We start from the raw sequence: 13578 nt of genomic DNA, 5'->3' as shown, positions 1-13578 counted from the left end.
CCAGGCGTCGCGGAAGTGGCGTCCATGTTTTCTCTCCACGTCATCGGGGCCCGCCGCAGCGGGAATTTGGTCACAGGAAGTGTGACACCCGCTCCCGCTTCACGTCAAACGCTTGACGTAACAGGCGTCAAGCGCTTGATGCCTTGCGGTGCTTGATCACGCTTATCATGGGCTCATGGATTCCGCCCGCCCTCCCCAGCACCCGCCGCGCGTCGGTCGGCGGGTGACCGCGGCGATGGTGGCCGCCCGCGCCGGCGTATCCACGGCGACGGTTTCCCTGGTGGCCAACGGCAAGACGCGCGGGCGGGTGTCCGCGGACAACATCTCGCGGGTCAGCAAGGCCATCGCCGAACTCGGATACGTGGTGGACAGCGTAGGCAGTTCACTGGCCAAGGGGGTCAGTTCCATTGTGGTTCTGGTGGCGCCGGACATTTCCAACCCGTTCTTCGCCAAGGTCGTTGCCGGCGTCCGGGAATCCCTCGGCGCGGACTTTCAGCTGCTGCTCTCCGTCACCGAAGCCGGTGAATTCCCCCGCGCGGATGACATCCGCCGGATCCTCGCCCTGCGCCCGGCGGGCCTGTTAGTGGATGCCCCCGATGCCGCGTTCCTCGAGGACCTCTCCGCCACGGGCCCCTTGGTGCTGCTCGACGCGCCCGGGCTGGAGGCTTATGCGCCGTCCGTCAACCTCGATGTGGCCCACGGCGCCCGCGAACTCGCGGCGCATCTGGCCGGCTCCGGCCACCAGCGGGTGGCGTACTTGGACAGCGTGACCGGCACAGCCACCTTCACCATTCGCCGGACGGCCTTCCTGGCGGAGGCGGCCGCGCGCGGGATGACGGTGGATCCGGCTCACCTGATCAGCACCACGATCGACATCGGCGCCTCGGCCGAGGCGTTTGCCGCCGCCTGGCCCCGGTGGCAGCAATCTGGTGTCACCGCCGTCGTCTGCGCCACCGATACCCACGCGTACGGCGTGCTGCAGCAAGCCCGAGTTGCCGGCGTGCGGATCCCGGACGAACTCGCCGTCGCCGGCTTCGACGACCTGCCCTACAGCGCCACCAGCAACCCCGGCCTCACCAGCGTCCACCTTCCCGCCGCCCGCCTGGGCCTCAAGGCCGGCGAACAGTTGCGGGACCTGATCGAAGGCCGCAACCTTGAGCAACCGCAGCTCACCTTGGAGGCCTCGCTGATTGTGCGCGGCTCCACGGAGCGGATCGCCGCCAACTAACTAACGACGGCGGCACTCGCCCCCGCACAGCGAGAAGGAAGAGGCCAAACCGCCCAACCAGAAAGGCGTTGGGGACCACCCTCTGGCGTTCATCAACCACGGCGCCTCCGGCACCGGCGAGCCGGCGCGGTCCGGGCCATTGCACGGCTACACCTCGCGCCAGTCATGGCTGCCGATGGCGGCGCCGGCCTGCGGTCCCATCTGCAGCATGCCGCCGTCCACCACCCACGACGCCCCGGTGACGTAGCCGGCTTCCGCGGACGCCAGGAAGGCGATCACGCCGGCGATCTCGCGGGCGTCGCCGGGCCTTGCCAGCGGGATGCCCGGCCGGTCGATGTCGTCCGGGTCCACGTCCTCGTTGCCGGTCATGGCGGTGGCAATCTCGCCGGGTGCGACGGCGTTGACCGTAATGCCGTGCCGGCCAAGCTCCAGCGCCATGTTCTTCACCAGTCCGCCGAGGCCGTGCTTCGCGGCGTCGTACGGCGCGGCCCCGACCATCGGCTGGTGCTCGTGCACGCTGGTCACCGCGATGATCCGGCCACCGTTGCCGGCCCCGGCCATCCTTTGCGCAGCGCGCTGCATGCAGACGAAGGCGCCGTCCAGGTCGGTGGCAACCACGTTCCGCCACGTCTCATAGTCCAGCTCCAAAAACGGCTGGCTGGCCCCGGTGCCCGAGTTGTTGACGAACACGTCAAGCCCGCCGAGCTGCTCCGCCAGCGCATCGACCACGTCCCCACAGCCTGGCAGGTCCGTGGTATCCAATTGCGCAACGGCAGCGCTGCGGCCAAGCGCGCGGACCTCCTCGGCGGTCTCCTCGGCTCCGGTGTGGTCGGAGTGCCAGGTGATCCCGATGTCCAGCCCGGCGCGGGCAAGGGCGACGGCGGTGGCCCGGCCGATACCCGAGTCGGAGCCGGTGACAATGGCGGTGCGGGGCGCGAACTGTTCCATGCGCCCATTGTGGCGAAGAACCGGCCGCTTGCCAGCCCCCTCCGCTACCTGATCGCTACGCTACGGTCATTTCGCCCATCTGGTCCCAGCCATCGCCCTCGACCTGGCGGCTGATGATCCGCGGCGTCTCCTGCAGGTACTGCGGCTGTTCCTGCATGGCCTTCTTGAAGTGGTCGCTCTTCACGTGCGCTTCGGCCGCATCGTCCCGGAAGGCCTCCACCAGCACGTACTCGTTGGGGTCCTCCACGCTGCGCGACCAGTCGAACCACAGGTTGCCCGGCTCTTGCCGGGTGGCCTCGGTGAACTCACGCACGAGTTCGGGGAAATTGTCGGCGTGCTCGTCCTTGACCTTGAACTTGACCACAATGAAAATCACGCGGCATCAGCCTTTCTCTTGGGGATGTCTTTTCATCCTGCCATGCCCGGCGCGGTCCGTCAGGTCCGGTGCGGCCGGCCCGCCAGCCCGCCGGCGAGGGCCTTGGCTGCGGCAATGTAGCGCCGCGTGACCAGCCGCTGGGCGGCTCCGGCCACCACCCCGCCGGTCCGGTAGAACCAGTTGGCGTGCCGGCTGAACGCAAACACTTCGAACACCACCAGCCCGTTCCCCTCCAGCACGGCCGAAAAGCCTTCTTCGCCCGACTCCGGATGCCCGGGCAGCGTGCCGTAGCCGAAACCAATCCGGGTTGGCGTCCGGTCCGTCCACACCACGCGGCACGGGATGGCGATCCGCAGCGGCCCGGCCCCGAACCCGGACACCACCTCCACGCCTTCGGCGGCCTCCGGCTCGGTGGCATCGACCCGCAGCCCGGCCAGCCGGTGCACCTCCCAGCCCATCAACCCTTCGGCCAGCCGGCGGAACGCCTCTTCGCCCACACCGACACCGACCCGTTCATCCACTACCCGGTATCCCGGCGGCGAGCTGCGCTCCCTGCTCAGCCCCACGCCGTCGTACGTCAAAGGGGCCCCGCCCAAGTCCCTGGCCTTCACCGCTCAGCCCGGGGTGCGTCTTCTGTGCCCCGGGCCAGACCCATCCAATCGAGCATCTCGCGGTCACGGCGCGGCAGCGACGCCACCACCAGGTCGTAGGAGTCCTCGATCATGTCGCGCAGCATCCCATCGGGCAGCGCGCCGTCGCAGCGCACGCCATTCCAGTGGGTTTTGTTCAGGTGGTAAGCGCCCGTGATCTCCGGATGCGCTGTACGCAGCTGCTGCGCCAGCACGGGTTCGCACTTGAGGCTGATGCTGAGCCGCGGCGCCTTCAGGTCGGAGAGCGCGAACATTTTCGCGGCCCGGCCCGGCGCGCGGACCTTGAACACCGACGCCTCGGGTCCGAACGGGAAGTCCTCGAACGCCCCGGGCAGGGAGAGGCAAAAGTCACGCAGCGCGGTCGCGTCCATACGCACGAGCCTACTGCCCCCGGCACGCCCCGGTCACGGGTCTGAGCGGCCCCCGCGCCCCATGCGCGGGCGGCGCTTCGGTGGCAGGATGGTTTCACGGAATGTTTCACGGGGAACGACGGCGGCGCTCCGGTGCCGCCGTCGGTTTCCGGATGGGCGACGGCTTCGAAGGAGAACCATGGCAGATACCGGCAGGCAGGCCAAACGGGCGGCGGGAAAGGCTGTGGACAAGACCGAGCAGGCAGCCGACTCCAAACAGTTTGAGTGGGTGGCACGGTTTGGGTTCGCGGCCAGCGGCCTGCTGCACGTGCTGATTGGCGCGATTGCGCTGCGCCTGGCGTTCGGCGGCGGCGGTGAGGCAGACCAGAGCGGGGCAGCCTCGAGCCTGGCGCAGCGCCCGGGCGGACTGTTCCTGCTCTGGGCGGGCATGGTGGCCGCCGCCGCCTTGGCGCTGTGGCAGTTGAGCGAGGCGGTGTTTGGCGGCCGCGGCCTGGAGAAGAAGAAAAGGTGGGGCTACCGGGCTAAGTCGGTGGGCCTGGCCATCGTGTACGGAGCCGTGGCAGGGGTTTTCGGCAGCTTCGCCTTGGGCTCCGGCCGTGACAGCAGTAAGACTTCGCAGGACGCCACCGCCGAACTCATGCAGTGGCCCGGCGGTGCCGTGGTGCTGTTCCTGATTGGCGCCGTGATCATGGGCGTCGGCATCTTCTACGTGGTCAAGGGGTTGTTCAAGAACTTCCTCAATGACTTGAAGCCGCTGCCCTCGGACCGTGTGGGCACCGCGGTGACCTGGATCGGCGTCGGCGGCTATGTGGGCAAAGGGCTGGCGCTCTTTGTGCTCGGCCTGCTGATGGCCGTGGCCGCGGTACAACACGACCCGCAGGACGTCACCGGCCTGGACGGAGCGCTCAAGGCGCTGCGCGACCAGGCCTTCGGTCCGGCAGCCCTGGCCGTCGTCGCCGTCGGCCTCATGTGCTACGGCCTGTATCTCGGTGCCCGGGCGCGCTACGCGAAGATGTAGCCCGCCCGGGGCCTCTAGCGTGTCGGCCCTACTCCGTGGAGACAGGTGTCAGCACGTCCTTGACCAGCGGATCCTCCGTGGTGTGCAGGTACTCCTCCAGCCGCGGATCCGAGAAGATCTCGATCAATTTTTTGCTCTCCGCGCTGTCCTTGAACTGGGTCCCGACCACCAGGCGGGAGGCGAATGTCTTCGGGGCCGCAGGGAACAGGATGCCCTTGTCGCGGCCGATCTTGCCGGCGTCGAACTGGGAGACGTAGCCGATCGCGGCATCGACTGAGTCGAGCATCCGCGGCATCGCCAGCAGGTCGGCTTCCTTCAGCTCGAAGCCGCGCGGGTTGCCGGTAACGTCGCGGATCTTTGCTGTTCTCGGCTCCACCGCCGGATCCAGCTCCAGCAGTCCCTCGCGCTGCAGCAGCCACAGCGCCTGGCCCTGGTTGGCGGCGTCGTTGGGCAGCAGCAGCGCGGCTCCGCGCGGCAGGTCTTCCACCGAGCCGTAGCGGGTTGAGTACAGGCCGAAGCCCCACTGGTACAGCTCCACCGTCGGCGTCAGTTCCAACTCGTTGGCGTCGGCGGACTGCTGCATGTACCACTGGTGCTCGAAGATGGTGGCGTGGAACTGCCCATCGGCCACCGCGCGGTTGGCCTGGACCGGATCCTGCAGGCCCACTGCCTCGATCTCCACGCCGTAGTCGGGGGCGATTTCCTCGGCGACGAACTTCAGGATTTTCTCCTCCCCCGCCATCGCCGGTTCAAAGTGGACTTTCAGCGGCGAGGTGACCTCGCTGCCGGATGCCGCCACGGCCGGCCGGGACTGCTGCTGCACCAGCAGCAGCCCCAGGACCAATGCGACGACGGCGGCAAGGGAGGCAATGCTCCACGGCAGGGCGGTGGTCTGTCTGCGCAGGGTGAAGCCGTGGTCGTGGCCGGACCCGGCGGAAGGTGTGCTCATGATGTGATGCTCCTGTTGGTCAGTTGCTAAGGGCGCAGCAGCGCGCGGGAGATCCGGTCGCCTGCAAACTGCACCAGCTGCACGGTGATGATCAGGACAACGATGGTGGCCGCCATGACGTGGGTGTCGAACCGTTGGTAGCCGTAGGTGACGGCCAGGTAGCCGATGCCGCCGGCGCCGATGGTCCCGGCGATGGCCGAGTATTCGATCATCGAAATGGTGTTGAGCGTGACCGCCGACGTAAGGCCCGGCAGGGCCTCGCGCAGCTGCGTCTGCCGGATGATCTGCCCGGTGGAGCTGCCCGTGACCAGCCCGACGGCCATGTTCTCGCGCGGCAGATCGTTGAGTGCGTTCTGCACCAGCCGGGCGAAGAACGGAATGCCGGCCAGTGTCATCGGGACCACGGCTGCCGCGATGCCGATGGTCGTTCCGGTAACCCACTTGGTCAGCGGGATGATGGCGGCCATCAGCACCAGGAACGGGAGCGAGCGGCCCATGTTGACGAGCCAGCTGAGCGTCCCGTGCAGGCGCGGCCGGGGGAACAGGCCGCGGCCATCCGTGTTGTACAGCAGCACGCCGGTGGCGCCGCCGACCAGGATCACCATGACCATCACGATGCCGACCATCGCCCAGGTTTCGCCGTAGGCCGGCAGCAGCAGCGCGGGCAGGTCCGCCCAGGGCGTGTCCAGCCCGACGGCGGCGGTTTCTGCGGGCCTCATGCGCGCACCTCGATTTTCCCGTTCCTTGCATATTCGTCCGCGTCCGTCGGCGGCGTTTCCGCCGCGTCCACGGCACTGTAGCGCGCCTCTGCGGTAAGGCCCAGGCCGGCCAAGTAGGCGCGAACATCGGCCTCCGGGCGACCGGCGAGACCGATGTCGGCGCGGCCCAGCACCGCTTCACCATGGGCTTCCACCGAACCGCCCAGCAGCGCCACGCGCACGCCGAGGCCGGTGGACAGGCGGGTCATCCACTCCGGGTCCACCGGCCCCTGTCGGTAGGAAACGGACAGCGCGTAGTCGAAGCCGGCCGGCAGCGGGAGGGTGCGGATTGGCAGCAGTTGGCGGCCGGCGGCGGAGGCCGGGTCGGCCACCAGGGCGCCGATCGGCCCGTATTCCGCGACGCGGCCGCCGGAGAGCACGGCCACCTGGTCGGCGACGTGGCGCACCACGTCCATCTCATGGGTGATCAGGATGACCGACAACCCCAGTTCGGTGCGCACGTCGTCCAGCAGGTCCAGGATCTGCTGGGTGGACTCCGGATCCAGGCCCGACGTCGATTCGTCGGAGAGCAAAATCCGGGGACGAAGTGCCAGCGCCCGGGCGATGCCGACGCGTTGCTTTTGGCCGCCAGACAGTTGGCCGGGGTAGGCGTTGGCCTTGTGCAGGAGGCCCACCCGGTCCAGCAGTTCGGCCACGCGGTCCTCCATCTGAGCGTGCACCACGCCGAGGTTTCGCAGCGGCAGCGCCACGTTCTCGGCCACCGTCATGCGGCGCAGCAGGGCCGAGTGTTGGAAGATCGTGCCGATGGCGCGGCGTTCGCCGCGCAGCGCCTGCCCGGATAGGGCGGAGAGGTCGCGGCCGTCCACCAGCACTCGGCCGGAGGTCGGTTTCTCCAACAGGGAAATGCAGTGCGAGAGGGTCGTCTTGCCGGCGCCGGAAGGGCCGACGACGGCGGTGATCGACCCCTGCTCGATGGCCAGGTCGATGCCCTTGAGCACCTCGGCCGTCCCGTGTCGTGTCTCGTAGCTCTTGTGCAGATTGCGGATTTCAATCATTGCGGGCCGCCCGCGGCATACTTTTTCATGCTGCTCCTGAAGGTCAGGGAGCCCCGGGCACGGCCGATCACGGCGCACAGGCATGGCGCGGCCGGTTCCGGCCCGGCCCGGGTTCTCCATCGGTTCTGGCGTTAGCACCGTGCGGCAGTTGCCGGGGTTGCTGCGGCGTCATCGAGCCAGATCTCTCGGCCGCTCTGGATGGTTCTTGCCGACGGCGGTGCCCGCCCCCTGAAGGGGCGGCGCACCGGCGTCGTTGTTTAGCTGGTCTGCTCGTTCCCACCCTTAGTCGACCAGCGCGTTCTGCAGGCGGAAGCCGGCGGCGCGGTGGTTCTCCGGCAGCTTGTCGCCGCGGCCGAAGAGCTTGTTGCGCAGGGTCCCCGGCGCGTACTCCGTGGGGTAGGCACCCAGCTTCTGCAGCTCCGGCACGACGTATTCCACGATGTCCTCGAAGGTGCCCGGGGTGATCGCGTAGGCCAGGTTGAACCCGTCCACGTCGGTCTCGTCGACCCACTCCACCAGCTTGGCGGCCACCTCCGCGCCGGACCCGACGGTGATCGGGCCGAAGCCGCCGACGCCGACCCATTCGGCCAGCTGACGAATGGTCCACGGTTTGCCGCTGTCGCCGGAAGCCTTCTGGAAGGTCTCCACCGAGGACTGGATGGCATTGGACTTCACGTTTTCGCCGATCACGTCGTCCGGGCCGTAGGTGGAGAGGTCAACGCCCATCCAGCCTGAGATCAGGGCCAGCGCGCCGTTGATGTCCGCGTAGGACTTGTAGTCCTCGAATTTGGCCTGCGCGGTGGCGGTGTCCGGTCCGGTCACCACGGTCTGCATCGCGTAGATGCGTACGTCGTAGCGGTCGCGGCCCGCCGCTTCCACGGCGTCGCGGATTTTCTTGACCGACGCGGCCAGCATCTCCTTGGTCGGGCAGGTCACGAACACCGCCTCGGCGTTCTCGGCGGCGAACTCGGTGCCGCGCTTGGAGGCCCCGGCCTGGAAGATGACCGGGGTGCGCTGCGGGCTCGGCTCGGTGATCGCGATGCCGGGAACCTTGAAGTACTTGCCCTCGTGCCGGATCTCGTGGACCTTGGCCGGGTCGGTGAAGACGCCGGTCTCCACGTCCTTGACCACGGCGTCGTCCTCCCACGAGCCCTCAAGCAGCTTGTAGATGACCTCAAGGTATTCGTCCGCGTGGTTGTAGCGCTCGTCGTGCTCCAGCTGGTCTTCCTGGCCCATGTTGCGCGCCGCCGAGGGCAGGTAACCGGTGACCACGTTCCAGCCGACCCGCCCGTTGGTCAGGTGGTCAAGGGTGGCCAGGCGGCGGGCGAACGGGTACGGGTGCTCGTAGGCGGTGCCGGCGGTGACGCCGAAGCCGAGGTTTTCGGTCACCGCGGCCATCGCCGAGACCAGCATGAACGGATCGTTCACCGGGACCTGCGTGCCGGCGCGCAGCGTCGTCTCGTTGGAGGACCCGAAGACGTCGTAGGTGCCGAGCACGTCGGCAATGAACAGGCCGTCGAACATGCCCTTTTCCAGCACCTTGGCCAGGTGGGTCCAGTAGCCGATGGTGTTGTAGGTGGCGGACTTGTCCTGCGGGTGGCGCCACAGTCCGGGCGACTGGTGGCCCACGCAGTTCATGTCGAAGGCGTTGAAACGGATCTGGCGCCGGGTGTTGGGCTGCGGGTTGTTCACTGTCATGTCAGGCTCCTTTTCTGATGAGAAGAGCCCGCGCCGGCACTCCGTTGGGCATCAGGATGCCTACGGAAGACCAACGAGAGATCGAGCTTCTCCATCGGTCCTGGCGGTAGCACCTTCCTCAAAGGAGGGGGTTGCTGCGGCGTCAACAAGCCAGGTCTCTCGGCCGCTCTGGATGGGTACCCCTCCATTGGACACCCGCAGGCGGCCGGGAGGGAAATGTCCCGCGTCACGCGGGGTAAGAAATTACGACTTCGGAGCGCCCTCCCGCCTCTTCGCCCCCGCTAGTGTTCCGGCCGCGAAGCACAGCAGGATCAGGACGACGACGGCGACTGCCAGCGGGACGCTGTTGCCGACCAGGGTCGGGAGGCTCTGCAGGATCAGCCCCAGGATTCCCAGCAGCCCGATGAGTCCGAGTGCCGGGGCGGCGGTGCGTTTCCAGTCCCGGAGGGGCGCACCGTTCCGGCGGAAGAAGACCAGCACGGCGACGCTGGTCAGCGTCATCAGCACCACCAGGCCCAGGGAGGCGAAGCCCGCGAACCAGGTGTAGAACTGCACGATCGGATCCCAGCCGGCCACCACGGCGGCCAGCACACCGTAGGCGCGGACCACCTCGTCGACAGCTGGTGCCAGCAGGCCGTAGACACCGGCTTCCAGCGCGAGGTAGGAGAGCAGCGCCACGAACGCCGCACCCAGTCCGGTCCGGCGGCCCAGTCCTTTGTCCACGTAGCTGTAGAAGGCACCGGCGCTGGGCACATGCGGCGTCATGGTGGTGAATCCGACGGCGAACAACAACAGGATGCCCATCGCCAGCAGGAAAATGAACGGGAGGCCGGCGCCGTTGCCGCTGGCGATGGCCAGTGGCACGGTCCCGCCAATAACACCCAGCGGCGACGCGGCGGCCAGCACGATGAGCACGATGCTGGCGACGCCGAGCCGGCCGGAAAGCCGAGGTACCGCTTTGGCTGCGGAGACGGGCGCGGGGGCCGCAAGGGTTTGCGGGGTGGAAACAGACATGGTGTGCCTTCTTCTTAGACGGCCGCGGACACAGCGGCGGAGCTGTGGGGCTGGCGGGCGGCATCGGCGTCGGCCTCGCCGATGGTCCAGATGAACGGCGGTTCGGTCGCGTTGACTTCCCAGTCGCCGAGGATCCGCGCCTTGTAAATGAACGGGTTGTGCGTCGCCACGGTGCGCGCGTTGCGCCAGTGCCGGTCCAACGCCTTGTCCTTGCTGGTCGAGGACGCACCCAGCGCGTTGAAGAGGGCGCCCGCGGCGTCCGGTACCAAGGTGCTGAGCACTATCTGCGCCTGGCCCGACGCCAGTTCGACGGCGGCGTTGGCCGCCTTCTCGACGGCGGCGGGGTGCAGCCGCGCCGCGAAGACCCGGTCCAGCCTGCCGGCCACGCTCAGGGTCGTCGCCTTCGCTGCGAAGGCCTTGGCGCTGATCTCGCCGACCACTTGCAGGATCTGGGCGTCGTGCCGGACCAGCGGAGTGTTGCCGTGGCCGAACACCCGCTTGCGCTCCCGAACGTTGCCGGCGGCATCCTTGGTAACAGCCTGGGCGATGCCGGTCAGGGTAACCAGCAGGATGTGTTGGTACAGCGCCGTCTGGTAGGGGAAACGATCGGTGAAGGCGGAGACGTTGGCCGGGTCCACGGCGGCGTCGGTAAACACCGTGGTGCCGCTTCCGGTCAGCTGCTGGCCGAAACCGTCCCAGTCATCGAACGTTTCCACGCCCGGCGTCTTGGTGGAGAGGATCACCGAGACGTCGGTGCCGTCCGAGCGTTTGGCGGTGACATCAATCCAGTCGGCGAAGATGGTGCCGGTCGTGTAGAACTTGCGGCCGTTCAGCAGCAGCTTGCCGCCGGCTTCGGACAACACGGTGGCAGTTCCCCCGGCGCCGGGTTCGGTCCAGGCGTTGCCGGCCAGTTCCCCGGAGGCGAAGCGCTGCAGCCAGCTGCTGCGGTCCCCGGTACGTCCGTGGTGGTACAGGTTTTCCTCCACCAGCGCGATGTGCGAGCGCAGCGCCTGCGGGATGTTGCTGTCCGCGGCGGCCAGTTCGATCAACAGCTCGGTGAATTCCTCCCAGTCCAGTCCGTCGCCGCCGAGTTCGGCGGGGATCCGGGCGGCGCCGAAGCCGGCTTCCTTCAGCCAGCGGATCTGCTCAAACGGCAGCTCGCGGGCCAGTTCGCGGGCCAGCGCACCGGCAGCGATGCGTTCGAAGATCGGGCGGTATGTGGCTGCTGCGGTTTCGAAGGAGGTTGTTGCGGGGGCAAGGGTTTCGGTCAAGGTGATGCTCCTGGGGACTCGGCTGGGGCTCGGCCGCGGAGGGCCGGGGACGGGACGGGACGGGACGGGGTGGAAGGCGCGCCGATTGGCTGCGCGCTCAGGTGTAAAGCGAGATCGGCTGGACATCGCCGCGCAGGAAGTTGGCGCCGACCTCAACCTTCTTGTAGTCGACCGGGTCGTGCAGGGTGTGCGTGCGGACATTGCGCCAGAAGATGTCCAGGCCGACGTCGGTTTTCGCTGAGGACGAGCCGGTGGTCTCGAAGATGCGGTTCGCCACCTCCACCCCGATCTCGGTGGAAACCACCTTGAGCCGGGCGATCTCGATCGCGATGTCCGCCCGTGCTTCGGCTGTCAGTTGGCCGCCGGCGGCGATGGCGGCGTCGAACCGTTCATTTGTCCGGTCCGCCAGCGCTTCCACCGCCGCGACGCGGGAGGCCAGTTCGCCGTAGACACGCTGAATCAGCGGGTCCTGGGCATAGGTTTCGGCGTTGCTGAGGAACCAGGAATTTTTGCGGGCCACGGTAATCCGGCGCCCCTGCTCCAGCGCCCCCTGGGCAATGCCCAGGTAGAGGTTGCCGAAGGCCAGCTGGATGTACGGGGTGACCAGCGTGGAGAAAGGCTCCTCCCCCACGTCGCCGATGATGTCCGCGGCGGTGACCTGCACGCCGTCGTACTTCACGGAACCGCTGGCCGAGAGGCGCTGGCCCAGCGCGTCCCAGTCACCGAGGAACGAGATGCCGGCGCGGCCATGCTCCAGGGCAAGCGCCAGGAACTTCCCCTCATCCGGGCCGGCCGCAATCACTGCGTTGACCAGGATCGCGTCGCCCACCGACGCACCGGTGGAGAAGTGCTTGACGCCGTCCAACCGGTAGCCGCCGCCCTCGGGGATCAGCTCCAGGTTCGGGTCCACCGGGTTGACCGAATCGCCCCAGGACCAGCGGCCCTGGGCGGACCGACGGAGCAGGCGTTCCTGGACCGGCGCGTCGCCATAGAACACGACCGCGCCGAGGTTGGCGTAGTGGTAGGCCAGGATCTGGGCGATCGAGGCGTCCGTGCGGGCCAGGATGCGCACGGCGTGCAGCGCGCTTTCCCAATGCCCGCCCTCGCCGCCCCACTCGGCCGGGATGATGAGGTTGAACAAGCTGGAACTGCGCAGCAATTCCACCTCGGCGTGCGGGTCGGCGTTGCGGCGGTCCCGCTCCTGCACGTCCGGGGCGAGTGCGGCGGCAACGTCTTCGGCGATCCGGCTCCAGTGGGCCAGCTCTTCGTCGGTGGCGTGTCCGGTCCAGGGGGAACGGCGGGCCTGCAGATTGTTTTCGGTCACGACGGCGGTCATGTGTGCTCCTCAAGGCGGGGCTCCCAGCAGCCGCGGCGCGCAGCAACCATCACGGTCGGGGACGCGGCCTGGGGGCCGTACTTGCCGGGCACGGTGTTGTGCGCGGCCGGATCCTCATCTGGGGCACCCCGCTACGGAAGAGGGTTGCCGCCCAACCAGCCAGAGCTTGTCGTTGGGACTCTTGATCTTGGGAACGAGTATGCCGGGGCCGGTCCGGCAGGGGGAAGGACGTGACAGGCCGTGACGTTCTGCGGCCGTTTGTTACGGACACAGTTAATGACGACGACGGCGGTCCCTCGCCTTCCGCCGGCTCCGCCCGGCACCCCGCCGGCACCCCGCACCGCCGGGCCGGGCGGATAAATCCCGCCCGAAGATGCGCCCTAATCCACGGCCCCTTTAGGCCATTCCGCGACGGGACTAGAGTGAAGTTGCGCCGCCGATATCGGCCGGTCCGGGGCGTAAACCGTGTCGCCGCTCAGGAGGTTCGAATCATGAAGGCATGGCAATTTACCGGTACGAACAAGCCGCTGGAGCTCAACGAGGTGGAGGAACCGCACGCCGGCCCGGGCGAGGTGGTGGTGGACGTCAAGGCGTCCGGTGTCTGCCACTCGGACGTCACCACGCTCGATGATCCGGGATGGATGGCCCTGTTCCAGCACGGGCTGCCCCGCACCATGGGGCATGAGTCCGCCGGGGTGATCAGCGAGGTCGGCGAAGGCATGGGCCATTGGAAGGTGGGCGATCGGGTGGGCCTGTCACCGGTGATGTCGGACGGGGACGCACTCGGCTACGGCAAGTGGGACGGTGGCTTCGCCGCCAAGCTTCGCGCCACCGATGACAACCTCGTGGCCCTGCCCGACGAAGTGCCCTTCGACCTCGGCGCGATGGCGACCGACGCCGGCCTGACCGCCTACCACGCGATCATGGCTGTCGGCGGGGCAAGGG

The 13578-nt window shown here is 68.1% G+C and carries 14 protein-coding genes and 3 riboswitches; of the genes, 3 read left to right on the top strand and 11 right to left on the bottom strand.

From position 1 onward, the window contains the following. The first annotated feature begins 235 nt into the window (after positions 1 to 235). Positions 236 to 1228, top strand: coding sequence for a LacI family DNA-binding transcriptional regulator (locus AC5RWT_RS27675; protein ID WP_493969804.1), 993 nt, complete (start codon positions 236 to 238; stop codon positions 1226 to 1228). Between the two features lie 147 nt (positions 1229 to 1375). Here the strand turns inward: AC5RWT_RS27675 and AC5RWT_RS27670 are convergent, their stop codons facing one another. Genes AC5RWT_RS27670 through AC5RWT_RS27655 form a run of 4 tightly spaced genes read right to left on the bottom strand, consistent with a single transcriptional unit; the run spans position 1376 to position 3573 of the window. After that, positions 1376 to 2176: an SDR family oxidoreductase gene (locus tag AC5RWT_RS27670; protein WP_494082995.1), complete on the bottom strand. Its 801-nt coding sequence runs from the start codon at positions 2174 to 2176 to the stop codon at positions 1376 to 1378. Positions 2177 to 2231: 55 nt separating this feature from the next. Then, positions 2232 to 2552 (bottom strand): putative quinol monooxygenase, encoded by a 321-nt coding sequence (locus AC5RWT_RS27665; RefSeq protein ID WP_494082994.1) that lies wholly within the window; start codon positions 2550 to 2552, stop codon positions 2232 to 2234. A gap of 59 nt (positions 2553 to 2611) precedes the next feature. After that, positions 2612 to 3148 (bottom strand): DUF1990 domain-containing protein, encoded by a 537-nt coding sequence (locus AC5RWT_RS27660; RefSeq protein ID WP_494082993.1) that lies wholly within the window; start codon positions 3146 to 3148, stop codon positions 2612 to 2614. Between the two features lie 11 nt (positions 3149 to 3159). Then, a complete protein-coding gene (locus AC5RWT_RS27655) occupies positions 3160 to 3573 on the bottom strand; it encodes an MmcQ/YjbR family DNA-binding protein (RefSeq protein WP_494082992.1) in 414 nt (137 codons plus the stop codon). A gap of 178 nt (positions 3574 to 3751) precedes the next feature. On the opposite strand from AC5RWT_RS27655, the gene AC5RWT_RS27650 reads away from it, so the two are divergent. After that, on the top strand, positions 3752 to 4591 hold the full coding sequence (locus AC5RWT_RS27650) for a DUF1206 domain-containing protein (protein ID WP_494082991.1): 840 nt from the start codon (positions 3752 to 3754) through the stop codon (positions 4589 to 4591). A gap of 28 nt (positions 4592 to 4619) precedes the next feature. On the opposite strand, the gene AC5RWT_RS27645 is transcribed toward AC5RWT_RS27650, so the two are convergent. From AC5RWT_RS27645 to AC5RWT_RS27615, 7 genes are all read right to left on the bottom strand, one after another. Beyond that, positions 4620 to 5540, bottom strand: coding sequence for a MetQ/NlpA family ABC transporter substrate-binding protein (locus AC5RWT_RS27645; RefSeq protein ID WP_494082990.1), 921 nt, complete (start codon positions 5538 to 5540; stop codon positions 4620 to 4622). Positions 5541 to 5566: 26 nt separating this feature from the next. Then, positions 5567 to 6259, bottom strand: coding sequence for a methionine ABC transporter permease (locus AC5RWT_RS27640; protein WP_494082989.1), 693 nt, complete (start codon positions 6257 to 6259; stop codon positions 5567 to 5569). After that, entirely contained in the window at positions 6256 to 7314 is a 1059-nt protein-coding gene (locus AC5RWT_RS27635) for a methionine ABC transporter ATP-binding protein (protein ID WP_494082988.1), read from the bottom strand. The genes AC5RWT_RS27640 and AC5RWT_RS27635 overlap by 4 nt, the downstream gene beginning before the upstream one ends. Positions 7315 to 7427: 113 nt before the next feature. Further along, positions 7428 to 7519, bottom strand: a riboswitch (SAM riboswitch). Positions 7520 to 7596: 77 nt separating this feature from the next. Beyond that, complete coding sequence (locus AC5RWT_RS27630; protein ID WP_494082987.1) at positions 7597 to 9012, bottom strand: LLM class flavin-dependent oxidoreductase; 1416 nt, start codon at positions 9010 to 9012, stop codon at positions 7597 to 7599. A gap of 88 nt (positions 9013 to 9100) precedes the next feature. Continuing rightward, a riboswitch (SAM riboswitch) is annotated at positions 9101 to 9191 on the bottom strand. Positions 9192 to 9255: 64 nt separating this feature from the next. After that, positions 9256 to 10026 carry a hypothetical protein gene (locus AC5RWT_RS27625; protein WP_494082986.1) on the bottom strand — a complete coding sequence of 257 codons (771 nt, stop codon included), beginning with the start codon at positions 10024 to 10026 and terminating at the stop codon, positions 9256 to 9258. A 14-nt stretch (positions 10027 to 10040) separates the two neighbouring features. Beyond that, on the bottom strand, positions 10041 to 11297 hold the full coding sequence (locus AC5RWT_RS27620) for an acyl-CoA dehydrogenase family protein (RefSeq protein WP_494082985.1): 1257 nt from the start codon (positions 11295 to 11297) through the stop codon (positions 10041 to 10043). Positions 11298 to 11394: 97 nt separating this feature from the next. Continuing rightward, positions 11395 to 12633: an acyl-CoA dehydrogenase family protein gene (locus AC5RWT_RS27615; RefSeq protein ID WP_494082984.1), complete on the bottom strand. Its 1239-nt coding sequence runs from the start codon at positions 12631 to 12633 to the stop codon at positions 11395 to 11397. A 72-nt stretch (positions 12634 to 12705) separates the two neighbouring features. Further along, positions 12706 to 12820, bottom strand: a riboswitch (SAM riboswitch). A gap of 304 nt (positions 12821 to 13124) precedes the next feature. Between AC5RWT_RS27615 and AC5RWT_RS27610 the strand changes: the two genes are divergently transcribed. Beyond that, positions 13125 to 13578 (top strand): alcohol dehydrogenase catalytic domain-containing protein (locus tag AC5RWT_RS27610; protein ID WP_494082983.1); only part of this gene is annotated, 454 nt, incomplete at its 3' end.

It is taken from the genome of Arthrobacter sp. Dra40 (assembly GCF_059091905.1).
The sequence above is the reverse complement of the archived record's forward strand: the minus strand, read 5'-3'. Positions and strand labels throughout refer to the sequence as shown.